This is a genomic window from Priestia sp. HNGD-A6 (genome assembly GCF_045784335.1).
Lineage (GTDB): Bacteria > Bacillota > Bacilli > Bacillales > Bacillaceae_H > Priestia > Priestia zanthoxyli.
The window spans coordinates 1,966,033-1,989,233 of the sequence record NZ_CP138621.1; the positions used below are offsets into that span (position 1 = coordinate 1,966,033).

The 23,201-nt window shown below is 38.3% G+C and carries 21 protein-coding genes and 2 riboswitches; of the genes, 7 read left to right on the forward strand and 14 right to left on the reverse strand.

What is annotated here, in order from left to right:
- Nucleotides 1-95: 95 nt before the first annotated feature.
- Nucleotides 96-1,289 carry a NupC/NupG family nucleoside CNT transporter gene (locus tag SCI76_RS09895; RefSeq protein WP_028412102.1) on the reverse strand — a complete coding sequence of 398 codons (1,194 nt, stop codon included), beginning with the start codon at nt 1,287-1,289 and terminating at the stop codon, nt 96-98.
- A 138-nt stretch (nt 1,290-1,427) separates the two neighbouring features.
- Nucleotides 1,428-1,529: riboswitch (purine riboswitch) on the reverse strand.
- A gap of 389 nt (nt 1,530-1,918) precedes the next feature.
- On the opposite strand from SCI76_RS09895, the gene SCI76_RS09900 reads away from it, so the two are divergent.
- Complete coding sequence (locus tag SCI76_RS09900; protein WP_407545175.1) at nt 1,919-2,788, forward strand: DUF4097 domain-containing protein; 870 nt, start codon at nt 1,919-1,921, stop codon at nt 2,786-2,788.
- A 121-nt stretch (nt 2,789-2,909) separates the two neighbouring features.
- Nucleotides 2,910-3,044: a hypothetical protein gene (locus tag SCI76_RS09905; RefSeq protein WP_255899308.1), complete on the forward strand. Its 135-nt coding sequence runs from the start codon at nt 2,910-2,912 to the stop codon at nt 3,042-3,044.
- Nucleotides 3,045-3,119: 75 nt separating this feature from the next.
- On the opposite strand, the gene SCI76_RS09910 is transcribed toward SCI76_RS09905, so the two are convergent.
- Together SCI76_RS09910 and folP are read right to left on the reverse strand one after the other, a co-directional pair.
- Nucleotides 3,120-3,314 (reverse strand): hypothetical protein, encoded by a 195-nt coding sequence (locus SCI76_RS09910; RefSeq protein WP_394554445.1) that lies wholly within the window; start codon nt 3,312-3,314, stop codon nt 3,120-3,122.
- A gap of 283 nt (nt 3,315-3,597) precedes the next feature.
- Complete coding sequence (gene folP / locus SCI76_RS09915; protein ID WP_394554443.1) at nt 3,598-4,446, reverse strand: dihydropteroate synthase; 849 nt, start codon at nt 4,444-4,446, stop codon at nt 3,598-3,600.
- Between the two features lie 348 nt (nt 4,447-4,794).
- Between folP and SCI76_RS09920 the strand changes: the two genes are divergently transcribed.
- Nucleotides 4,795-5,781, forward strand: a complete 987-nt coding sequence (locus SCI76_RS09920; protein WP_081214018.1) for a S8 family peptidase — start codon at nt 4,795-4,797, stop codon at nt 5,779-5,781.
- Between the two features lie 69 nt (nt 5,782-5,850).
- Here SCI76_RS09920 and SCI76_RS09925 read toward each other — a convergent pair whose 3' ends face one another.
- From SCI76_RS09925 to SCI76_RS09940, 4 genes are read right to left on the reverse strand one after another with little or no spacing between them, the layout of a single operon-like run.
- Nucleotides 5,851-7,047, reverse strand: a complete 1,197-nt coding sequence (locus tag SCI76_RS09925) for an ABC transporter permease (protein WP_407545176.1) — start codon at nt 7,045-7,047, stop codon at nt 5,851-5,853.
- Nucleotides 7,044-7,733 (reverse strand): ABC transporter ATP-binding protein, encoded by a 690-nt coding sequence (locus SCI76_RS09930; RefSeq protein WP_407545177.1) that lies wholly within the window; start codon nt 7,731-7,733, stop codon nt 7,044-7,046. Before SCI76_RS09930 ends, SCI76_RS09925 begins: the two co-directional genes overlap by 4 nt.
- A complete protein-coding gene (locus tag SCI76_RS09935) occupies nt 7,730-8,860 on the reverse strand; it encodes an efflux RND transporter periplasmic adaptor subunit (RefSeq protein WP_407545178.1) in 1,131 nt (376 codons plus the stop codon). Before SCI76_RS09935 ends, SCI76_RS09930 begins: the two co-directional genes overlap by 4 nt.
- Complete coding sequence (locus tag SCI76_RS09940) at nt 8,861-9,547, reverse strand: Yip1 family protein (protein ID WP_310884207.1); 687 nt, start codon at nt 9,545-9,547, stop codon at nt 8,861-8,863.
- A gap of 342 nt (nt 9,548-9,889) precedes the next feature.
- On the opposite strand from SCI76_RS09940, the gene SCI76_RS09945 reads away from it, so the two are divergent.
- The 3 genes from SCI76_RS09945 (at nt 9,890) to SCI76_RS09955 (ending at nt 12,784) form a co-directional block, all read left to right on the forward strand.
- On the forward strand, nt 9,890-11,197 hold the full coding sequence (locus SCI76_RS09945) for a homocysteine synthase (RefSeq protein WP_028412095.1): 1,308 nt from the start codon (nt 9,890-9,892) through the stop codon (nt 11,195-11,197).
- 97 nt (nt 11,198-11,294) lie between these two features.
- Nucleotides 11,295-12,032, forward strand: a complete 738-nt coding sequence (locus SCI76_RS09950) for a phosphate ABC transporter ATP-binding protein (RefSeq protein ID WP_048020062.1) — start codon at nt 11,295-11,297, stop codon at nt 12,030-12,032.
- Entirely contained in the window at nt 12,029-12,784 is a 756-nt protein-coding gene (locus SCI76_RS09955) for an ABC transporter permease (protein WP_028412093.1), read from the forward strand. Before SCI76_RS09950 ends, SCI76_RS09955 begins: the two co-directional genes overlap by 4 nt.
- 31 nt (nt 12,785-12,815) lie before the next feature.
- Here the strand turns inward: SCI76_RS09955 and SCI76_RS09960 are convergent, their stop codons facing one another.
- From SCI76_RS09960 to SCI76_RS09990, 7 genes are all read right to left on the reverse strand, one after another.
- The gene (locus SCI76_RS09960; protein ID WP_063248289.1) at nt 12,816-13,823 is read right to left on the reverse strand and encodes an aromatic ring-hydroxylating dioxygenase subunit alpha; all 1,008 of its coding nucleotides are present in this window, start codon (nt 13,821-13,823) and stop codon (nt 12,816-12,818) included.
- A 391-nt stretch (nt 13,824-14,214) separates the two neighbouring features.
- A complete protein-coding gene (locus tag SCI76_RS09965; RefSeq protein WP_014461480.1) occupies nt 14,215-14,658 on the reverse strand; it encodes a hypothetical protein in 444 nt (147 codons plus the stop codon).
- 217 nt (nt 14,659-14,875) lie between these two features.
- Entirely contained in the window at nt 14,876-17,644 is a 2,769-nt protein-coding gene (gene ppc / locus SCI76_RS09970) for a phosphoenolpyruvate carboxylase (protein ID WP_407545179.1), read from the reverse strand.
- A gap of 394 nt (nt 17,645-18,038) precedes the next feature.
- Entirely contained in the window at nt 18,039-18,548 is a 510-nt protein-coding gene (locus SCI76_RS09975) for an acyl-CoA thioesterase (RefSeq protein ID WP_013055518.1), read from the reverse strand.
- 191 nt (nt 18,549-18,739) lie between these two features.
- Complete coding sequence (locus SCI76_RS09980) at nt 18,740-18,877, reverse strand: hypothetical protein (protein ID WP_167387308.1); 138 nt, start codon at nt 18,875-18,877, stop codon at nt 18,740-18,742.
- A gap of 130 nt (nt 18,878-19,007) precedes the next feature.
- Nucleotides 19,008-20,054: a DUF5105 domain-containing protein gene (locus tag SCI76_RS09985; RefSeq protein ID WP_205689700.1), complete on the reverse strand. Its 1,047-nt coding sequence runs from the start codon at nt 20,052-20,054 to the stop codon at nt 19,008-19,010.
- A 179-nt stretch (nt 20,055-20,233) separates the two neighbouring features.
- Nucleotides 20,234-21,829: an APC family permease gene (locus tag SCI76_RS09990; protein WP_407545180.1), complete on the reverse strand. Its 1,596-nt coding sequence runs from the start codon at nt 21,827-21,829 to the stop codon at nt 20,234-20,236.
- Between the two features lie 56 nt (nt 21,830-21,885).
- Nucleotides 21,886-21,964, reverse strand: a riboswitch (ZMP/ZTP riboswitch).
- A 386-nt stretch (nt 21,965-22,350) separates the two neighbouring features.
- Here SCI76_RS09990 and SCI76_RS09995 point away from each other — a divergent pair.
- On the forward strand, nt 22,351-22,950 hold the full coding sequence (locus tag SCI76_RS09995; protein WP_080754378.1) for a cupin domain-containing protein: 600 nt from the start codon (nt 22,351-22,353) through the stop codon (nt 22,948-22,950).
- Nucleotides 22,951-23,201 lie beyond the last annotated feature (251 nt).

Genomic DNA, 23,201 nt, shown 5'->3' on the forward strand with positions numbered 1-23,201 from the left:
TGTTGATATTCATAAGCGTTTTTCTTCAAATGAATAGATGATACAACAAGAAAAAAGCTGTGCTTTCGAAGACGAAAGCACAGCTTTTTCACTTTTTACCAAACAAACAATCCAACAATCATAGCACTTAATAAAGAAACAGCGATACCGCTCACAAGCAGTTTCCATACGTTTTTTCCAATAATCGTTGATTTACCTTCTGATAACGTAGAATTATACGTACCATAAATCATACCCACCGTACTGAAGTTAGCAAAAGATGTTAAGAATGTTGTAGCAACTGCAATCGTATGCGGTGGAAGTGTATCTAGATTTTTCTTCAAATCCATCATCGCCACGAATTCATTTGTTGCTAGCTTGATACCCATCAGCTGAGCTACGTACATGGCATCATGTCCCGTTAGCCCTAGTAAGAATGCAAATGGACTAAAGATGTAAGAGAAAATCTTTTGTACAGTCAAGCCGTCTACAATAACGCCTAAAATACCGTTAAGCGCAGATGTAAGAGCTACATATCCAATAACCATCGCTAAAATAACAATTACCATGTTCATTCCGACTAACATACTGTTTGAAATGGTAGAGAAAAAGTCTTTTTTCTCTGACTTTGGCGGTACGTAAATCATATCTTCTTCTTTTGTAACATGAACTGGATTCAATAAGCTCACTAAAATAAGAGCGTTTAAACAGTTCAGTGGAATTGCGGTAAACACGTACGTAGCGGGAACCATCGTTAAATAAGCACCGATAATAGATCCGCTAATACTGCTCATACTCATAATTCCAAACGTAAGCAAACGGTTGTCCTTTAACACAGAAAGCTGATTACGAATAACGGCTAATGCTTCCGTGTTTCCTAAGAACATCATTTGAATAGCGAAAAAGCTTTCTAATTTAGGCAAGCGAGAAACTTTCGAAATGACCCAGCCTACTTTATCAATAATCCACGTTAAAATACCAAAGTAAGATAAAATATCAAAGAACGTCACGACAAAGATGATAGGCAGTAATGCACTGAAGAAAAAGTCAACCGTTTGATTTCCCATTACGGATGGAAACGCAAAGGCAATTCCATCGTTGGCACAGGAAATCAGCCAAGTAAAGAACGAAGCAATTTTATTAATGATCCATGTTCCGATTGAAGTTCCTAACATAAACCAAGTAATGAGGACTTCAACGACTAATAGTGAAGCAATCGGACGCCACTTTATTTCTTTCTTTTTAGGAGAACATAAGAAGACGACGCCCATTACTACAAAAACGCCTAATAAATTTAATAAAAAGTACATGCAAGCCACTCCCAGGTGTGTATTTGAAAAACAAAAAAAGCTCTTACTTTTCATAAATTCTGACAATAACAGAAAGTATGAAAAGTAAGAGCTGTGAAAGAAGACTGTATTCATGAGAATATGCCCTTCTTTTTGCTGCTTATATCCAAACTTTCTTGTAGTCTAGTTTTTTACGGTTACTAGGTAGAGACTATCAGACCATATTACTGATAATATACAAGATCGTAATCTTAGCTGTATTCAATTGATATGAACAAATTCTACCCTTTATTTTTTTAATAATCAACACTTTAAAAGTTTTTCGGAATAATAAAATTGGTATGAAAATTCTATTTATTTATTACTTCTTTTGAACTACTCATCGGAAAATCACACAAAAAAAGTGAATTTAATCATTCTTTTAACTCAATTATTTTCCTATTTTTGAAATAAAGAAATTAATTCTTTGATGAGTATGTTTAAATCTCTACTTCGCTTTTCATTTAACTCCTCACAAAAAATGTTTCGTTTTTACGACTTAAGACGTAGAAAAAAATAATCCTGTTGTTCGTTGAAGTTAACCGGTTTTCAATTTACACTTTATGGTAGAAGAAAACAAATTTAATTATATGTAGAAAGCGGGTTATAACGTGAAAAAAATATTGGCTTTTATTTTAGTGATAGGTGGTACGGCAGTCCTCTTTTCTACTGCGTTTGCGCCTTCCTCCTGGTCGTTAAGTTCATTCAAGACGTCCAAGTCTGAAGCGGCATTATCAAGTGATGTTCAGCGTATTCAAATCGACTCTCCAAGCATTAGTACAACGGTCGTTCCGCAAGATCGTCAAGATATTAAAACAAAAGTAGAAGGTAAAGGAAAAGTAGATGTAAAGCAAAATGGAGACACCCTATTTGTCGCGTATCAAAAAAGTCCCTTTCAATGGCTTTCTATTTTTTCAAACACAAAAGTAACAATCTACATTCCTAAAGATTATCACCATAACCTTGCGCTTAACGTAGGTTCGGGGGACCTTCAAATTGCTACACATCCTGAACAAGCGCTTCAGCTGAAAGATGTTTCGATTAAAGTAGGTTCTGGAAATGCAAGCATTTCAAACTTGATGAGCACCTCTCTTCGTACGGATGTTAATTCTGGAGATTTACAGCTGAGTAATGTCGAGACCCAAACGGCTAAATTTGCTGTCAGCTCTGGGGAAATTAAAGGAACAAACTATCAAGGAAAACTTCAGGCGCGCATTGGATCTGGTGATCTCTATATGGATTTTAAAAAGCTAGAAGAGGCCGTTTCTGTAGATGTAGGATCCGGAGATGCCGTGCTGGTTCTTCCGAAAAGCGCTGGTTTTAAAATGAATGGAAAAGTAAGCAGCGGTGACATTAACAACAATTTTAAGTTAAACAATGCAACGATAACAGAGAATGTATTAAAAGGAAAATACGGAAATGGAAAATACCCTATCGATATAGCTGTTTCAAGCGGAGAATTAACCTTGGAATCAAAATAAAGAGGCTAGGACAAAAGTATTTTAACTCAATTGCAAAACGAACCGTTAATCACCACGTTGATTAATGGTTTGTTTTTTGTTGTGGTGAACATAGTTTTATCTGTTTCGTTTTTTCTAGCAGATGATTGAAGGACAAGGCGAAGACTCCTGTGGTAAAAGCGGAACAGGTGAGCCCCCGCACGAGCGCAAGCGACGAGGAGGCTCAGCGTCCGTCCGCGGAAAGCGAAGCCTTGCACGGAAATCAACTGCGGTGTAATAAGCAGTCCAACTCATGTATCTCATTTGTTCGTCTTTAGATTCGGTTCATTTAGTTATGTCTCAACCTCTTTATTTATGGTCTCACTGCAATATACCATGCTACTCCTACGATTGATCCTATGAATACAACTCCGTAAATAATAGATAAATTCACTATACTTTTCTTTTTAGATTTCCCGTAATCTTCATCTAATTTCTTTGCAGCACTGATCGTACCTGCAAGGGCAGCAACGCCGATAATAATGACAAGAAGCAATGCTAATTTCATTCTTCTCTCCTCCATATTTCGGTGATTGAATAAGACTAAATACCAAGATGTTATTTATTTCATTTTAAGCAGCACAATTTAATCAGAATATGAAAGCGCTATATCTTCTCTTTCTATCATAAAGCTAAATTATGTAAAATCAACCATCCAATTGTTCATTATTTTCCTCCGCCACTTTACATACATAAAAAATTCCCGAGCTTCACTGCTCAGGAATCTTTATCTAATAGATATGACATTTTAAGGTTTTAAAATGACTTTAATGCAGTTATCTTGATGATCATTAAAACTGAAAGACATGTTTTCCTACCAGTACATCTGCCATCTTTACAAAGCGCTTGATTTCTAATACATCATGAACACGAACTATTTGAACGCCTTGTGCAATCCCAGCATATACAGTAGCTGCGGTTCCTTCCATTCTTTCCGTAGGAGGAGCATCGACTATTTGTCCAATAAATCCTTTACGAGAAGTAGCAAGGAGCACCGGATAGCCCATATTCGTCAGCTGCTCTAGATGCTGAATTGCTTCTACATTATGGGCAGCCGTTTTTCCAAAGCCAACGCCTGGATCTAAAATAATTTGATCGTCGCGAACTCCTGCAGCTTTTGCAATGGAGATGCTTTCTTTTAAATCACTTATCATATCTGTAATCAGATTTGTATAGTTGGGCTCATGACGGTTGTGCATTAAAATAATGGGCACATTATAATCAGCTGCAACTTGAGCCATTTTAGGATCGGCTTTTGCACCCCATATATCATTAATAATATGTGCTCCTGCTTCTAGCGCATGTTTGGCCACTTCCGATTTGTATGTATCTACGGAAATCGGCACCTCTACGCGCTTAGCCACTTCAGAAATAACGGGCACAATCCGTTTAATCTCTTCTTCATCGCTAATTCTTGTATAACCAGGACGAGTTGATTCTCCTCCGATATCAATGATATCTGCTCCTTGCTTTACCATTTCCTCAGCATGAGCAACTGCTTTATCTACATCGTAGTATTTTCCGCCGTCTGAAAATGAATCCGGGTTTACGTTTAAAATCCCCATAATAAGCGTACGATCCGCATAATTCAGCTCATACTTTCCGCATTTAATGACGGATTGAGACGTTAAAGTTGACACTATTCTCAGCCCCTTCGTAATTTGCAAATTAATATATATTTATAAATATCATGTATTTTGAGAATGTCATACCGTTCGTAATTATATCAAAAGTCACCAGTCCTATGTGATTTTTCTTGGAGTTTCTTTCTTCTATAGTGTGAGATAAACATTAAAAGTGAATACACAGATAACATTAAAAATCTCTATCGGGCTTGTCTTTAGGGTCTTTTTTCCTCTTCTCACATATTTTGTGAGTCTTTTTATTCAAAAAGAAAGGATTCGCATTAAAAGCGTTTAATTTATAGCAATAGTTGGGAATTTATAATTAAGTAACTTCCATTTTTATTCATTTTAAGGAGGATGACTATGACTACACAACCGTTACAAGTCAAATTAATTCCTTATACAATTGAGTCGATTATCGACTCAACAAACGAAACGCCTAAAGGAGTAAGCTTAATTCAAGCACCTGCTATTTGGGAACAAAGCAATCAAGGAGAAGGCATTGTAATTGCAGTTATCGACACTGGTGTTGACACAAATCATCCTGACTTAAAAGATTGTATTATCGGAGGAAGAAACTTCACTTCGGATTATGACGGAGATTCTTCTGTATTTGAAGATAATAATGGGCACGGCACTCACGTGTCTGGTACCATTGCTGCTGCGCTCAATAATGAAGGGGTAGTAGGGGTGGCACCCAAAGCAAAAATCCTAAGCTTAAAAGTACTTACCGGTGAAGGATCGGGAAATTACGAATGGATTATTGACGCTATTAACTACGCCGTCGAATGGCGAGGTCCTAACAATGAGCGAGCACGAGTTATTTCCATGTCACTCGGGGGACCACAAGACGTTCCAGAACTGCACGAAGCTGTTCAAAATGCTGTGAATAAAGATGTTTCTGTCGTTGTTGCGGCTGGAAATGAAGGTGATGATCGCGAAGAAACTTTTGAATATTCATATCCAGGAAGTTACAACGAAGTCATTCAAGTAGGAGCAGTGGACAACAGCTTAAGCTTGGCTCCTTTTACCAACGTCAATGAAGAAGTGGATTTAGTGGCACCGGGAGTTAACATTATCTCTACTTTTTTAGAAGGTAAATATGCGACTCTTTCAGGAACTTCAATGGCAACTCCTCACGTGGCAGGAGCTTTAGCTTTATTAATTAACTTATGTGAGAAGGAATTTGGCCGCTCTCTAATCGAAGCCGAAATCTATGCTCAACTTGTAAGAAGGACGCTTCCTCTTGGATACCGGAAAAGCTCTGAAGGAAACGGATTTCTCATGCTCGATTTGGTAGAGAAAATACATGATATTATTAACATAGCCCGTATCAACCCTAGTAAGTAATAAATAAGAAAAACGAGAAATCTTCTTGGTTCTCGTTAAATTGAAATAAAGACATGCGAACGCATGTCTTTATTCATATCTTAATGCTTCGATTGGATCTAGCTTCGCCGCTTTGTTTGCAGGAAGCATGCCGAATACAATGCCAATCGTCATGGAAAACAACACTCCTCCAAGTACTACTTGCCACGAAATTAATGACGGCCAGCCGGCAAATACCGAAACAAGAGCTGCCCCGCCTGCGCCGAGGCCAATGCCAAGCAAGCCACCAATTAACGTGAGCGTAATGGATTCAATCAAAAACTGAGTTAGAATTTGTCTTTTAGATGCTCCCAGTGCTTTACGAATACCAATTTCTCTTGTACGTTCCGTTACAGAAACCAGCATAATGTTCATAACGCCAATCCCGCCAACAAGCAGGGAAATGCCTGCAATCGATCCAATAATCGTTGTCATAATTCGCGTTACATTTCCAATGCTATCTGCTATTTCTTCTAAGTTCTGCACTTGGTAAGCATCTTCAGCATCATGCAAATTATTTAACAAATCCGTTGCGTCATTGCCTACTTTTTTCAGTTGATCAGAGCTTTTTGCTTGAACGCTAAGGTTTGTGTAGTCAAGCTTACCGAAGCTTGATTTATACGTATTATCTGGAATATAAATAGTTGGCATTTCAAATGCTAAAAAGCCCGTTGGCTTTTTTGTCACACCAATAATTTTGATAGGCTGTCCTTGAACCCATACTACTTGTCCAAGGGCTTCCTTTTTATCAAACAGCTCTTTTTTCATATCGCTCGTGATCACACCTACTCGATTACCTGATAAAAAGTCAGAGCTGTCTAACATTCTTCCTTTCGAAACCTCCAGCTGATTAACTTCAATATACCCTTCATTAATTGCATTAACAGTTGTATCGGATTCCTTGTCTCTATATCTTATTCCCATTCCCATTGAACTAGAAGCCACCACATTCTTCACGCCGGGAATAGTCGAAAGAGCTTTAATATCATCCTCTGTAAAAATGGGCTCTCCCATCATTGAAAGGTCATCAGCTTGCATCTCGTCTTCAGGAGGCTGATAGTAGACATCAACTGTATTGCTTGCTCCTGTTATTTCCGACTTAATCATCTGTTCTCCGCCTTGGCCGATAGCAACAACGATAATAACCGCCCCTACGCCAATGATGATACCAAGCATTGTCAAAATAGAGCGCATTTTATGAGCAAGAACCGAGGAAAAAGCCATACGAATATTTTCTATTAAACTCATAAGCTATCGTTCTCCTTGTTGCTATGACTTAATACCTTACCGTCACGAACGATAACTGTACGCGATGTGTACTCTGCCACTTCAGGTTCATGAGTAATAACTACAACTGTTGTCCCATCTGCATTTAGCTTAGAAAATTGCTCCATAATATCAGCACTCGTTTTTGTATCTAAGGCTCCTGTGGGTTCATCGGCTAAAATAAGCGTCGGATTGTTAACAATAGAGCGAGCAATAGCAACACGCTGCTTTTGACCACCTGATAACTCGCTCGGCAAGTGTTTCATTCGCTCACTCAGTCCTACTTTTTCCAACGCAGCTTCTGCTCTGGCTCGTCTTTCCTTACGCGATACGCCGGCATATACCATTGGAAGCTCTACGTTTTCGACAGCTGATAAACGCGGCAGCAGCTGAAACTGCTGAAAAACAAAGCCGATATGAATATTTCTTACTTTTGCCAGCTGCTCATCGCTGTAAGTAGAGATTTCTTGTTCATTTAATAAATAGGAGCCCGAAGACGCGCGGTCTAAGCATCCGATAATGTTCATGAGCGTTGATTTTCCGGAGCCTGAAGGACCCATAATCGCAACAAACTCACCGTCATAAATCTTCAAATTAATATCTTTTAAAATCGGTACTTCCTCTTTGCCAAGATGATAGCTTTTATGAATATTTACAAGCTCAATCATTGAACAGTCACTTCCGCACCGTCAGTTAAGTCCTTTGAAGGATTGGCAATAACTTTATCTTTAGAAGAAACGCCGCTTTTGATTTCAATAAATTTGTTGGTTGTTTCTCCTACCTTTACTTCCTTACGAACCGCCTTTTTATCTTTCACGACGTATACAAATTTTTCTCCGTCTTCATTTACAACTGCTTTTATCGGCAGTGATGAAGCTTTCTTACTGCTTGTTTCAATTTCAAGCAGCAGCTTAAATCCCGGCTTAATCATCGTGATATCTTGGTCATCTACTTTTACTTCAACTGGATATTGATTCGCTGCATCATTGCCTGCCTCCGCTGATGCCTGCTGCTGAGGTAGATAGTCAATTTGTTTTACGCTCCCTGACCATTCTTTATCAGGCAGTACATCTGATGTAATTTTAACAGCTTGACCGGTTTTAATTTTTAAAGCGTCGTACTCAGAAAGCACGCCAGTAGCTAAGTATTCATCGGTATTACCAATATGTATAAGCGGCTTTTGAACTTCACTCGTGTTATTAACCGCTTCTTTATCTACTTCTAGCACAGTCCCGCTAATATCACTCGTTACGTCTAAATTACGCTCTTTTTTAGCAATTGATTTGGCTTCTAGTTTGTTTCGTTCTAAGTCAATTTTAGCCGTTTCTAAGTCGAGGTTGAGCTGCGTACGCTCTGTGTCAATTTGATCTCTCGCTTCTTGCTTACTCATTTCTTTTTCCAATTCTTTTTGTTTTTTATTTAAATTAGAAAGCTGTTTGCTTACGGAGTCAATTTGCAGTTGACTGGATTTTTTTTCTAATTTGTTTTGTTCTTGCTCTAAATCAAGCGTATCGCTTTCGTACGTTACGAGAGAAGTTCCCTGCTGTACGCGCGATCCTTCCGTTACATGAAATCGTTCAACCTCGCCTTTTTCAGCGTCAAAGTAAACGTATTGCTCATCAGCAAGCTTTAACGTACCCGGAACCATCACTGTATTTCTTAACTTTTTTTCTTTTACAGTTGTTACTTGAACATCAACTGCTTTACCACCTACACTTTGTGCACGATATACATTAATCCCAATAACCGCAACAATAACAACTGTTACGGCTGTAATAATTATTCCTTTTTTCATTTACAACCCTGCTCCTTTAAGCGCTTCTGAAGCAGCTCCTCCAACTCCTGAAATAGCAGCTCCTAAGATAAATAAAACAATTACGGTAATAATTGAAGCAGCTTTTGATAAATTCGCTACTTTTTGCAGCCCGACTGCTGTCAAAATAAGTCCCCATATAGAGAAAATTTCGATTGAAGTAAATACGCCTCCAATAGCACCTTTAGCATCAACCATTCCATTTAACGAAGTCACATTCGCTGAAGTATGTGCTAGTGCAGCGACTCCCGTATTAATTAGCTGACCGATTACTGTGATGAACGTAACAAACAAATTCAAACTAAACATTTGGCGGTACGTTGTTTTTCCAGTTCCTAACTTTGCAATTAAAAACAGAATCAAACTTGTGAATGCCAGTGTAGCAACTACTGCAATAACTCCGCCAATCGCTCCGCCAATCATACTAAATGTTGAATTCACTTCAATACCAGCTTCTTTTTGCTGTTGCAGCGCCTCTTGTGCCTGAGGGGTATAGACGGCTAGAATCGTTGTTGCAGCTGTTAAGATGAGGATAAGTAAAAGAGGTCCCCAGATGACCGGATTGCTTTTCATTTTCTCAAACTGTACAACCGGACTCGTAATAAAACCAAAAATAGAAGGCTTTCCTTTCTCTTGGACTTCGGAAGATACGTTAACTTCTGTGCTCATAATCAAACTCCTTTTATTTTGTTTTGTTAGTAGCTCTTAAGACCCACCTTTTACTATTTTTTAAAGTCTTCTAGCAAAATTGGCTCTCTAAGAAACTCTCAAACACCTAATATTCTAACATAATTATACAAATACATTTACATTTTTCTTACATTTTATATTTTTTATGGTATTTTTAACAATTAAAGAGATGTCTTAATGCTAAATTACATTATTAATCCTTTTTATATTTTCTAAATATTCTAATTATAATTTGACATCATTCAATAGAATTCGTATATTATGATTAAAGTTTATTATTCCTATGTTTTTTATACGTTTTATATCTAAGGAGGAGTTTCAATGTCTGCTAAGAAACCATTTCGTCCTGAAACACAAGCGATCCATTCTGGTCAACAGCTTGACCCAGCTACTTTTTCGCGTGCCGTACCTATTTATCAAACAAGCTCATTTGGATTTAAAGATACGGAGCATGCTGCGTCTTTATTTAATTTAAGTGAACAAGGCTATATCTACACTCGAATTGTAAACCCTACTACGGACGTTTTTGAACAGCGAATTGCTGAGTTAGAAGGCGGAGTTGGTGCTCTAGGAGTAGCTTCAGGTCAGTCGGCTACTACCTTTTCCATTTTGAATATCGCTTCCGCAGGAGATGAAATTGTATCAGCAAGCAGTTTATATGGGGGAACATATAACCTCTTTTCGTCTACGCTTCCTAAACTGGGCATTACCGTCAAATTTGTAAACGCCGATAATCCAGAAAATTTTAGAAGTGCAATCACTTCCAAAACAAAGGCAATTTATGCTGAATCCGTTGGAAATCCACAGGGAAATGTGCTAGACATCGAGGCAGTTGCAGACATTGCCCACGAACATGGAATTCCTCTTATTATTGATAATACCGTTCCAAGCCCTTACCTTCTTCGCCCCATCGATTTTGGAGCAGATATTGTCGTTCATTCTGCTACTAAGTTTCTTGGAGGGCATGGAACAGCAATTGGCGGTGTTATCGTAGACAGTGGAAAATTTAATTGGGAAGCGAGCGGAAAATTTCCAGACTTAACAACTCCAGATCCAAGTTATCATGGCCTCGTATACACAGAAGCTGCCGGTGAAGCTGCTTATATTACAAAAGCGCGCGTTCAGCTTTTACGAGATATTGGAGCTGCTTTATCACCTTTTAATTCCTTTTTACTTCTTCAAGGAGTAGAAACACTCCATCTGCGATTAGAGCGTCACAGCGAAAACGCATTAAAGGTAGCGAAATTTTTAGAGCAGCATGAATTAGTAGAATGGGTAAATTATGCGGGGCTTCCTTCCCACCCTTCCTATTCTTTGGCACAAAAATACCTGCCTAAAGGACAAGGAGCCATTTTAACATTCGGAGTAAGAGGAGGAAAAAACGCAGCGGCTAAGTTAATTGATTCAGTTCAGTTATTTTCTCATTTAGCCAATATTGGCGACTCTAAATCACTCATTATTCACCCGGCAAGCACCACTCATCAACAGCTATCTGAAGACGAACAAAAAGCTTCGGGTGTGACGCCAGAACTCATTCGTCTGTCGGTTGGAACAGAAGCAATCGACGACCTTCTTGAAGATTTAGATTATGCCTTAAAAGCCAGCCAAAAAGTGAATACAACTGTTTAAAAGCTGTGGTTTTTCACAGCTTTTTTTATATCGCCCAATAACTTTTTATACTTTCGCTTATGCTACAATAAACAAAACGAATGAAAAAGGAGTTACTATGAACACGTTCAATTCAATACCTGCCATTACATTTACAGACGTTCATAAAACATTTAAAGATAAAGAACATAGTGTTTTAAAAGGCATATCGGGTACAGTGATGCAAGGCTCGCTCGTCATGATGGTAGGACCATCAGGATCCGGAAAAAGCACCCTTCTTTCCATGTGCAATTTACTTTCTGCACCTGATGAAGGAAGTATTGAAGTATATGGAAAAGACATTAGCAAATGGAATATTTCTGATTTGCGAAAAAAAGTGGGCATCGCTTTTCAATCAGCTCCTGTTATTGATGGAACAGTGCGAGATAATATGATGCTTGTTCAAAAGCTGCACGGCAAACAGGATATTATGCCTGAAGAACTCTGTGCCTTAACCGGTCTTTCCCCTGACTTGTTAGGGCAGGATGCAAGAGATTTATCCGGTGGTCAAAGACAAAGGTTATCATTAGCGCGCACGCTGTCGAACGGATCTGACCTTTTGCTTTTAGACGAAATCACTTCCGCTTTGGATGCCACTTCTGCTCATGAAATTGAACAGCTTATTTCTCATTTACATAAAGAGCAGAATAAAACGATTATTTGGGTTACCCATAATTTAGAACAAGCCAAACGTTTAGGAGAGGAAGTCTGGCTTTTAATGAACGGAGTGATTGTAGAAAAAGCGAAGACGGAGACCTTTTTTCATGCTCCTGTAAAAGCTGAAACAAAACAATTTATTGAAGGAGCCTTTCTATGAGTTCACTTTCACTGATTTTTACCATCGTTTTTGTTTTTATTGCTCTTTTTTTATCAAAATCTTTTCGTATAGGACTCGAGAAAGATATTATCATTGCCAGTATTCGAGCAGCCGTTCAGCTGTTAGTGATCGGATATGTTTTATCTTTTATTTTTGACGCGAATCACCCAGCTTTTATGATTCTCATTTTATTCGTTATGCTGACGGTCGCTTCCCAAAATGTTGTAAAGAAAAAAAAGCAGGGATTTAAAGCTTTCTTTCGTGTATTTGTCACTCTTTTTATTGTAGAAATCCTGACCCAAAGCGTTATGCTGGGCCTACATATTATCCCTGCTACTCCGCGATATGTCATTCCTGTCAGCGGTATGATTATTGGAAATTCGATGATTTTGGCCAATTTATTTTTAAATCGGTTAGACGCTGAAGTAAATAGAAGGCGAGACGAAATTCAATTGATTCTGGCGCTTGGCGGAACTCCTAAACAAGCTATTCATAGTATTTTAAATGCCGCAATCAAAGCTAGCATGATTCCTACTGTAGAAAGCCAAAAAACAATTGGACTCGTTCAGCTTCCCGGCATGATGACAGGCCAGATTATTGGAGGGGCAGATCCGATACAAGCAGTCAAATTCCAGCTGCTCATCGTTTTTACTATCCTAGCGTCTGCTACGCTTTCCTGCGTCATCTTAAGCCGCTTAACATATCCTACCCTTTTTAATAGCTATCAGCAGCTTATCCGTGAACATACATAAAAAAGAAGAAAGGAGACTCCTTTCTTCTTTTTTATTGAGCAGCTTTTTTTAATCTTGTTCCTACGTCACTTCCAAAGGTCACTCCTAAATCACCGAGCCATCTTCTATAGGCAATACTCAGTCGGTCCGGATTCAAATGAAGCTCTGCTTGTAAGTCAAGCGGCAGCTCTTCGGGTTTTTGACTTTCTACAATGCTCGTATCTTGTTCAATAATAAGCTGCTGAAAATCACGGAAATATTGATCAGGTGCATCAAACGAATAGTTTCTAGAAACCAATGCAAACACAGTCGACTTTCTTTCCTCTTCAGGTAAAACCGCAAACAGCATCGAAAAGATTTCACCCGTTTCATAGTTCACTTTTTTCAACCTTGCAACGGCAGGACGAAGAATTTCAAAAGTATAATAAATAGTCGCAAAGTTACCCGTACCATCTGCATCTGCGTACACAGCGATTTCGTCAGAAATGTATCGGTTATCTTTCCAATGTACCTTATAATCAGGAATTTCGGCGTAATCCGAGTGTCCAAGGCTTCCTTCGTGAACAAAAGCCAAATGGCTTACATCTAGAAAGTTTTCTACGACACGAGGAGCTGCTGCCTGCAGAGTATGAGGGTTGGCGCAAACCGTTTTAAATCCGGAGTTAAGGTATTCGTCATACTGAGGAAGAGGAATATCACTTGCCTCGCTGTTCATCTTCACCCATATAATCCCATACTTTTCAACGCAATCATATACCTGTGCTTTTGCTTTTGAAGGAATCGCTCTTCCCGACGGCTGTTGAGGAATTTTCACACAAGCCCCGGCACCATCGTATTTCCATCCGTGATAAGGGCACACAATGCAATCATCTACTACTTTCCCAAGAGATAACGCTGCACCGCGATGGATGCACAAATCTTTAAATGCTTTAATGGCATTAGTTGTGCGAAACAGCGCAACTCGCTCTTCTAAAATCGTTACTTGCAAGGGCTGATCTGTTAAATCATGTGAATAAGCTGCAGGCAGCCATTCCTTAGCCAATACTAAATCTTTAATCATCTGCATCGCCTCCGTACGATAAGTGAATTTATTTCTTATTTATAAAAAAAACCGCAGAAATAGAAGGAGTTCTTCTAATTCCGCAGCTTTTTCGTTCCGTAAAACAGACTATAAGCGCGCGAAGATTCTACATAATTGCAGATAGAGCGACCTTAGCACTTCATCTACAATAACAATACGTATTCATCGCTATTTTTTAATCTCAATACCTAACCCTTGCATATTGAATAAAAAGCGGCCAGCCGCTAAAAGCTTTTCTGTCCACTGATTTCTCTTATTTTTACTTTATCAATTTCCCACTGAAAAATCTCTTGCTTTGTAAGCATCTCTCACATAATTTTTTCGGTTAAACGAATAAAAGCTGCGGTTTTTAAAACCGCAGCTTTCTTTATCATGAGCTCATATAACTGGCTGTATATTTTTTCGTCTGTTTTTGTATTTCTTGATTTAAATGTTTGAAAAATGAGAGCGTTTCTTCATAATCCGTCGCTTTTTCATGAAACTTCAATGTAAGATTTTCTTCAAACAACGTTTCTCCTTGATGACCGACCGCTTTTAGCTGAACATCTGTAACAATACCTTGCGAAATCGAACATAATAAATAATTAAAGCAATGAACCGGAACGATATGCATCAGATGGAAATCATCAATAGTTCTATCACTTTTTGTTTTCTTAAATTCCACAGTGAGTTCTTCCGGATGAATAAACACATTTATATGCTGTTTGGACAAACAAGTAGGATTCATTTTTTGTGTATACTCACAAAATTCCAGTCCAATAAATACAGAATTCTCGGAGTCAGCTTCAATGAAGATTTGCGAATTTTTTACCATTATCCTCGTCCTCCATATTCAATCTAGTTACCCCACCACTAGCACTTGTTTGTAGAATATTACCAGTTCTTCTCTATTTTATCACTGATTTTTCTCAGTGCCTATTCAACAGACGGAAGTTCTCTTTAAAAGAGAAGGAACTGACAGGCAGTTCTTTATGTGAGAAGAATGAACAAAAGACACCTCTTTTGTTTTATTGAGGTGTCTTTTGGTATCATCAGCCTGTGTTACGCAATCCTGCTGCAATGCCGTTAATCGTTAATAATGCTTCTTTTAAAAGTTCTTCATTTAACGTTTCAGCCTCATCTTCACGCAGCTTGGAAATAACCTTAACTTGCAAGAAGGTTAGAGGGTCCACATACGGATTTCGTAATTTAATAGATTCTTTAATCGTAGGAAGATGATCCATTAATTCTTTTTGCCCCGTGATTTGAAGAATCATTTCTTTCGTAACATTATACTCTTTTTTAATAGCGGTAAAAATCCTCTCTGAAATAACCGGATCTTGTACCATTTCTGTGTATTCTTTTGCTGCCATTAAATCTGCTTTTGTTAAAGCCATTTGCAGGTTATCGACGGTCGAGCGGAAAAATGGCCATTCTTTATACATTTGCTGAAGAAGCTGTATATCTCCGGATTTCTCTACTAAATGCTGTAAGCCCGTACCTGCAGCGTACCAGGCTGGAAGCAGCTGTCTGCTTTGCGTCCATGCAAATACCCATGGAATTGCTCGCAAGTCTTCAAAGCGATCACTTCCTTTTCGACTCATTGGACGTGACCCAATATTTAAAGCCCCGAGCTCAGGAAGAGGTGTAGCTTGTTTAAAGTAGGTTAAAAAGTCTGGATCGTTGAAAACAAGCTCTTGATACTTACGTAACGAAGCAGTTGAAATCTCGTCCATTGTTTCTTCCCATTCATGTGTACGAATATCACATTGTTCAGCTTCTTGAGAAACATTTGCTGCCGCTGTAAGAAGAGCTGAGACCGCTTGTTCAAGGCTTCGGTAAGCAATGTCATATAAAGAGTATCTAGAAGAAAGAACTTCTCCTTGCTCTGTAATTTTAACACCGTCTCCTAGCGTCTCAACAGGCTGAGATAAAATGCTTCGGTTTAACGGGCCTCCTCCTCGGCCTAGTGAGCCGCCTCGGCCATGGAAAAACTTCAGACGAACTTGATACTTCCTCGCCATATCGTGAATTTCCTGCTGCGCTTTGTAGAGCTTCCAATTAGCGGTAAGCGTTCCGCCATCTTTGCTTCCATCTGAGTAGCCAAGCATGATTTCCTGCAAATCCTTCTGTTTTCTTAAGTGCTCTCGATAAAAATCTAATTGAAATAGCTGTTCCATAATCTTAGGACCTGCTGTGAGATCATCGATCGTTTCAAGCAGCGGGGCTATATTTAACTTGCTTTCAATGCGGCCATCTGCATGAAGGCGGTAAATACCCGCTTCTTTGGCAAGTACCATGACTTCTAACAAATCACTTGCAGACTGCGTCATACTGATTAAGTAGACTTCAATAGATCTTTCTCCAAATTCTTTATGTGCTCGATGTATCATGTTAAATACTTCAATTACTTGCTGCGTTTCTTTAGAGTAATTCTCTACAAACGATAGCACAGGTCTTGGGTCTTGAAGAACTTTCCCTAGCAGCTCAACTTTTTTCTCTTCTGTTAACGCTGAATAATCTTCAGCTAAAGAAACAGCATGGAAAATTTCTTTGATTGCCGCTTCGTGTTCTCCGCTGTGATTACGGATATCAAGCGTTGCTAAATGAAATCCAAACAGCTCAACTTGGCGAATTAATTTACACAAGCTTTTCAGCTGATAATCTTGAGGCTGATGCTTTTGCAAGCTATCTTTGATGAGAAACAAATCTTGTAAAAGTTCTTCCGACCTTTGATAACCTGCTTCCGACTCTCCAACTAAATTTAATTTATGAAGCATAATCGTAAGCTTGCAGCGATATACTTCGTGTTTGATTCTCCATCGCTTTTTCTCAGGCAGCAGCGATATTTCTTGATTAATAGAATCAACAAGATTATCTGAAACTGCGACTCTTTTTGTAGACTGACTTAACCTTTGTCTCAATTGAGTAAGCGACTCTTTATATTTACGAATAGCTAACTTCCTTTGTTTGACAAGCGTTTGCCACGTTACTTTAGGAGTTACGTTTGGATTTCCATCTCGGTCTCCGCCAATCCATGAACCAAATCGAAGAATATTAGGCACTTTCCAATTTTCTTCGGGGTAATTCTCCTGCAATGAATTTTCCAATTCCTGATGAAGTTGAGGAAGCACTTCAAATAACGTTTCATCAAAATAATATAATCCATTGGATACTTCATCCATTACGGTTGGCTTGCGATCTCGCAGTTCATTTGTTTGCCATAAAATTAACACTTCGCTAAACAGTCTTTCTTCAATTTCTGTACGTTCACGTTTTGTTAACGTTGGATTATCCAAGTTTTTCAGAAGCTCAGCCATTCGTTTATGAATATCAAGGACACTTCGTCTAGTGGCTTCTGTTGGATGTGCCGTGATGATAAGCTCAAGTGATAAAGTTTGAAGCAAATTAGCAATTACATCTGGCGCCACGCCATTATTTTTAAGCGAAACAACGGCGCTTTCCAATGAACCCGGCTGCATAATAGAATCTTCTTGCTGCTGATATTCCCGTCTGCGACGAATTCGATGATTTTGCTCTGCAATATTAACTAAATGAAAATAAACGGCAAACGCCCGAATAACCTGCGCGCGCATCGGCTGTTCAAGAGTAACGATTTCATTTTTTATTTCTTTATAGATGACTTCATCTTTGTTTTCTCTAAGTGATTTTGCCACTTCGCGTATTTTTTCTACTTTGTTGAGCAGTTCTTCTCCACCTTGGTGAACCAGAACTTTCCCTAACAATTGACCGAGAAATTTTACATCACGGCGCAGGGCAGTGCTGCTGTTTTGTCTTTCTGCTGCTTCTACTGTTACCATTAGACACGACACCTTTCTTTATAAATGTTGTACTTTTTAAACTTTTTAGAAAATTATATTAAATTCATATTACCATGAACGAAAATAAATTTCATATAATTTTGTTTCCTCCTCTCGATTAGGAGGAAAGATTCATCAAATATAAAAAAGAGGATGAGGCATAACAAAATGAATCCAATCCTAAGACGAACAAATGGGATACATAAGCTGAACCGCTTGTGACACCGCAGTTGATTGGAAGACTTCACCTCTCCTTTCAATCAACTGCTAGAAAGAACGAAACAGCTGAAACCTACGTTCACCATAACAAAAAAAAACGAACCACTAATCAAACGTGCTGATCAGTGGTTCGTTTTTCACTTGAGCTAAAATACTTTTCAGCCTCTCTTTTATGCTACCAAGGTTGTCCTAAATCCAACACTGAGGCTAGTTCATTGCTTTTTTTACGCACTTGTTTACGTGTGGCAGCACGATCTGCCCCCGTTTGAAACAGATATTTTTCTTCTTCTGTTTCTGGAATAAGCTCCGGTACTGCGCGGGGCTTTCCATCATCATCCATTGCCACAAAAGTTAAAAATGATGTAGCTGCAATTTGACGCTCCCCGGTTTTTAAATTTTCTTTAATCACTTTCACAAACACTTCCATGGATGAACGACCTGTCCATGATACGTATGACTCCAAACATACAGAATCCTGAGGCGTAATAGGGTGCAGAAAGTGAATAGAGTCTGCTGAAGCCGTCACACACTCTGTACGACTGTGACGATAAGCTGAAATGGACGCAATCATATCAATATCACTCATTAATTTTCCGCCAAATAAAGTATTGTGATTATTAATATCATTAGGGAAAATGCGGCTCGTTCGAACGGCCTTTGTATCTTTACAATAATTTGCTTTCATTAGTAAGAACCTCCATTGATGCCTATCATAATAAGAATAAAAGAATGAATGAACCTATACTAGCATATTTCGATAAATTTAGCTTTACAAAAAACTCGTTGATTTATTTACAGAAAACAAAAAAGAGGTTGAGACATAACGAAATAAATCCAATTGAAAGACGAACAAATGAGATACATGAGCTGGACTGCTTATGACACCGCAATTGATTTCCGTGCAAGGCTTCGCTTTCCGCGGGCGGGCGCTGAGCCTCCTCGTCGCTTACGCTCCTGCGGGGTCTCACCTGTTCCGCTTTTCCCGCAGGAGTCTTCGCCTTGCCCTCCAATCAACTGCTAGAAGGAACGAAACAAATAAAACGATATGCACCATCGCAAAAAAACGAACCACTCATCAAACAGATTGATGAATGGTTCGTTTTTTACTTGGGCTCAACTATTTTTGTCCTAGCCTCTTTTTTGTCTATCGAATGTAGCTTGATCCAAACGTTTTACCTAAAGAGTCACTGTATAGGTCACTTGACTTCACAGTCCATTTCCCATCTTCTTTCACCATAAAAATTCGTAGCGGACGACTTCCTTCTTTCGTTTCTAATTCATTTACAATATCTTTGAATTTAGAAGCCGCAAACTCTTCAGAGTGTTTTGTATCGTAATCTTTTGTTTCATCTGTATATGCTCTCTTAAGCTGCGATACGTATGAATATAAGTCTGATAAATTAACAGTAGTGTACTCCACTTCTACTACAGCTTTATTATTTGCATTGGCAATCACATTTGTCTTTACGCTTGCTTTTTCTTTCAAAACATCTTTATACATGTTAAAAAAATCTTTTTTTGCTTTATCGGTTAAACTATTAGAAAACGCACCTTTTAATTCCTCATTAAACGCTTTTTTCTGTTCTTCTATGACAGCTGTTTTGTCCGCTGTTACATATTTATCATAATCTACATTTTCTTTGTTTAAGTAAAGAACTTCCGTGTAAGCTTGCAGAGCTTTTTCTGGGTCTTGTAGCTTATTATAGCTTTTCGCGTATTTCTTCGTATCCAGTGTTAATGTTACTTCGTCAATTTCTTCATCATAATCAGATGATTTTGGCTGAAGCCCAATTTTGTACTTTTTATCTTTTTTGACTTCAAAGACGAACATTAATTTTTTTTGCTTCCCAGCGCCAATCTTGTCAGATGAACTGCTTTCTAGTCCAAGTTCCCTACTGTTCACTCCCGTTTTTGGAGATAATTGTTCATCTCCTTCATATAAATACACACCGTCGTAATCCGATAAAGATATACTGTTTTTGGATACATTTTTCACTTTTAAATCAACTTTCAACAGCCCCTTTTCTTCACTTGTAGCTCCTTCATCACTATCTACTAAAATATAAGAAGCGCTGTCAATAGATGCTTCAATCGCCTTATTTTTAGCCGAAGTGGATCCTCCCGTTTCCTTAGAACTGTTACAAGCCGCTAATACTAGCATAAGTACAAAAACCAAAGCCAAAACATTCATTTTTTTCACAGCTGTCCAATCCCCTTTATTTTGTTTTTTTAGAACTTTATCCCAAATAAAGGTTCCCTCTGTGTAAATCCTCAAACCTTAAAATCTATGTTTTTTACAATATTTTGATAAAAACTAAGTCTAAATTCTCCATTCATCTAAATAAAAACACGAGCACCGGCTCGTGTTTTTTATTTAGATTTAAAATTTTCTTGATTGATTTGTTCAGCTTCTTTCATATATCGGTTAGATTTGCCACTTTTAATTCCCCAGTAATAAAAGGCTAATGATACGCAAGCAATCACTAGCATATCCCATCCGAAAGGTAAAATATTTTTGCCTCCGAATTTTTCGCTTCCTATGTAGGAAATAAAAATCATGCACGCTAAATAGATAAGCATCCAAGCCCCGGTTAAAAATTCTTTTTTAAAGCCCACCCATTTATTTTTCGCTTGGTAATAAAAATAAACTGGCACGCCAATTGCCATAATAAAAATCACTTCACCTGTAAGTGGCCACCTTGCCCAGTAAAGCGTCAAAGAAGCAAAAACGAAGCCGCATGGCGCAATAACTGATGCCCCTTTTAAATAAAATGGACGGTAAAAGTGTGAAGCCGTTTTTCTTAATGTTATAAGCGCTACAGGTCCCATAATATAGGAGATAAGCGTCGCTACTGAGATCACTTCTGCTAAGACACCCCATCCTCTAAATAAAAAGAGAAACAAAAAGCAGGCTGCTAAATTTAGCCACATAGCTGGGCGCGGGACATTGTAAAGTGGATGAAGAGTACCAAATATCTTTGGCAAATATCCATTTTGCTGCATCCCGTATAACATTCTAGAAGTCGTTGCCGTATATGTAGCACCTGTGCCGGAAGGAGAAACAAATGCATCTGCGTATAACACGATTGTTAGCCAGTTAATTCCAAGCGCAATCGCTAAATCAGCAAAAGGAGAATTAAAATTCAAATGATTCCATCCATCCGCAATTGATGACGGACTTACTGCTCCGATAAAAACAATTTGTAATATAATGTATACAATTCCAGCAATAAAAATTGAACCAATTACAGCTACCGGAATCGATTTATTAGGTGACTTTGCTTCTCCTGCCATATTTACAGGACTTTGAAAACCATTAAATGCAAACACGATACCTGATGTTGCCACTGCCGTTAAAACACTCGCCCATCCGTAAGGTGCTACCCCATGCTCACTTGAAAAGTTCCCGCTATGAAAACCAGCAAAAAATAAAGCCCCTGCCGTTAAACCAGGAATAATTAATTTAACAATCGTAATAAATGAGTTTGCTTTAGCAAAGAGATTTACCGTCCAATAGTTCACAAAAAAGTAAATGAATAATAACAGAGACGCAACTGCCAACCCCTTGGACGTTAAAATGCCATTGTCTACTAATTCATGAGTCCAGCGAGCCCATTTCCACGGCCAAGTACTCATATATTGCACAGATGCAATAGCCTCCACTGTTATCGTTGAAGCGATTGAAATCCAGTTAGCCCAAGCAGCCAAAAATCCAATAAATGATCCGTGTGAATACTGAGGATATTTAACCATCCCCCCTGCTTGCGGAAACATCGCGCCCAGTTCAGCGTACGATAGGGCAATGGTCAAAATAACTACCATTCCAATAACCCATGAAAAAATAGCCGCGGGTCCTGCAATTTGAGCTGCTTTCCATGCTCCAAACAGCCATCCTGAACCGATAATCGAACCTATGCCTGTCATGGTTAAAGCAAATGTTCCCATCTTCCTTTGCATATTGCTCATCCAAATCTACTCCTCTTCCCTAGGAAAATAAAAAAAACACTTGCGAAATTTTCTCAAGTGTTTGCCCAGGCGCGCGGCTTATACGCTATATGCTCCCCCATGGTCATCCATGTTGCGCCAGTCACATATAGGAATATATTTTTTATCAGTATATAACATTCATTACTATTACTCAATACACAAAAATGTTTACATTACTTTTACAAAAGTAATTAATTATTCGTAAAATTCCGAATAAATCTTCTTAAAATCTCTTCCTAATTACAAAAAACAACTAAAACTCTAACCTTGCTTATTATTTGATTCTTTTACTTCACGAGCATATCAACTTCTAAAAATTATATTAATATATATTATTCATTTACAAAATACGAATTAACATCTATATATCCATAGAATTCTTGCACTAGCCCCTTTACTTATATACAATATGAAGAAAAGATACTAAAGTAAACTGCCCACCACTTAGCTACGCTTGAAGTGGGAGACTTCTTTTGGGAAAACGTTAACACCTACATATCATGCACTTCGCAACGAATGAAGTACTTCGAGCAAACTTCTCTGTTTACGCAAGCAAAAAACAGGGAAAATTACGAAAAAAGATTGTTAGAGGGATGCTTATGAATTATGCAAATGTAAAAGTTCTTTATTTTGATGACGACGGAACCATTCCAAATCACCCTCGTCTTCCAGTTTTGTTGTATGAACACGTATTTATTAGTAAGAAAGAGAAAGTAGAGAGCATTTTTAATTCTCACAACTGGAAAAACAGCTGGGTAGGCGGCATATATGATTTTCACCATTACCACAGCAATTCTCATGAAGCACTAGGTGTAATTAGCGGATCTGCACGCTTAAAACTAGGTGGACATATGGGAGAAAATATCGTGGTGCATGCTGGGGATGTACTCGTACTCCCTGCAGGTACAGGACATATGCGTCTGCAGTCAACTGCTGATTTTAAAGTGGTTGGAGCTTATCCAGAGGGCATGGATTACAACTTACGAACAGGAAAACAAACGGATCGCCCTCACGTATTTGATGAAATTGCACAAGTACCTATTCCTACAACAGATCCTGTTTATGGCGACAAAGGACCATTGACAGAGTGGTGGAACTAGACAAGCACTTATTGTCTAGTTTTTTTATTTGCTCGTTTTTATAGCTTCCATAAATCTATATTTGAACATACAAATTCTTTTTCTTTAATGCAATAGCAATATACTTTATCTCATCGAGAAAACTACCTTTCTTCTTTTCCGTTCTTTTTTTGTTTCAAAGGCAACTGCGCTTAGGTTCTCCCCTGCTTTTTCTTCCCTAATCATTTCAAATATCTTCTTCTCATACCCTTTTTTTGTTTTTCTAAAAAAAT

What these genes read in the sequence shown, in the direction of transcription:
- SCI76_RS09895 (WP_028412102.1), bottom strand. Translation starts at nt 1,289, where the DNA reads ATGTACTTTTTATTAAATTTATTAGGCGTTTTTGTAGTAATGGGCGTC.
- SCI76_RS09905 (WP_255899308.1), top strand. Translation starts at nt 2,910, where the DNA reads ATGATTGAAGGACAAGGCGAAGACTCCTGTGGTAAAAGCGGAACAGGT.
- SCI76_RS09910 (WP_394554445.1), bottom strand. Translation starts at nt 3,314, where the DNA reads ATGAAATTAGCATTGCTTCTTGTCATTATTATCGGCGTTGCTGCCCTT.
- SCI76_RS09920 (WP_081214018.1), top strand. Translation starts at nt 4,795, where the DNA reads ATGACTACACAACCGTTACAAGTCAAATTAATTCCTTATACAATTGAG.
- SCI76_RS09925 (WP_407545176.1), bottom strand. Translation starts at nt 7,047, where the DNA reads ATGAGTTTAATAGAAAATATTCGTATGGCTTTTTCCTCGGTTCTTGCT.
- SCI76_RS09930 (WP_407545177.1), bottom strand. Translation starts at nt 7,733, where the DNA reads ATGATTGAGCTTGTAAATATTCATAAAAGCTATCATCTTGGCAAAGAG.
- SCI76_RS09935 (WP_407545178.1), bottom strand. Translation starts at nt 8,860, where the DNA reads ATGAAAAAAGGAATAATTATTACAGCCGTAACAGTTGTTATTGTTGCG.
- SCI76_RS09940 (WP_310884207.1), bottom strand. Translation starts at nt 9,547, where the DNA reads ATGAGCACAGAAGTTAACGTATCTTCCGAAGTCCAAGAGAAAGGAAAG.
- SCI76_RS09945 (WP_028412095.1), top strand. Translation starts at nt 9,890, where the DNA reads ATGTCTGCTAAGAAACCATTTCGTCCTGAAACACAAGCGATCCATTCT.
- SCI76_RS09950 (WP_048020062.1), top strand. Translation starts at nt 11,295, where the DNA reads ATGAACACGTTCAATTCAATACCTGCCATTACATTTACAGACGTTCAT.
- SCI76_RS09955 (WP_028412093.1), top strand. Translation starts at nt 12,029, where the DNA reads ATGAGTTCACTTTCACTGATTTTTACCATCGTTTTTGTTTTTATTGCT.
- SCI76_RS09960 (WP_063248289.1), bottom strand. Translation starts at nt 13,823, where the DNA reads ATGATTAAAGATTTAGTATTGGCTAAGGAATGGCTGCCTGCAGCTTAT.
- SCI76_RS09965 (WP_014461480.1), bottom strand. Translation starts at nt 14,658, where the DNA reads ATGGTAAAAAATTCGCAAATCTTCATTGAAGCTGACTCCGAGAATTCT.
- ppc (WP_407545179.1), bottom strand. Translation starts at nt 17,644, where the DNA reads ATGGTAACAGTAGAAGCAGCAGAAAGACAAAACAGCAGCACTGCCCTG.
- SCI76_RS09975 (WP_013055518.1), bottom strand. Translation starts at nt 18,548, where the DNA reads ATGAAAGCAAATTATTGTAAAGATACAAAGGCCGTTCGAACGAGCCGC.
- SCI76_RS09985 (WP_205689700.1), bottom strand. Translation starts at nt 20,054, where the DNA reads ATGAATGTTTTGGCTTTGGTTTTTGTACTTATGCTAGTATTAGCGGCT.
- SCI76_RS09990 (WP_407545180.1), bottom strand. Translation starts at nt 21,829, where the DNA reads ATGAGCAATATGCAAAGGAAGATGGGAACATTTGCTTTAACCATGACA.
- SCI76_RS09995 (WP_080754378.1), top strand. Translation starts at nt 22,351, where the DNA reads ATGCACTTCGCAACGAATGAAGTACTTCGAGCAAACTTCTCTGTTTAC.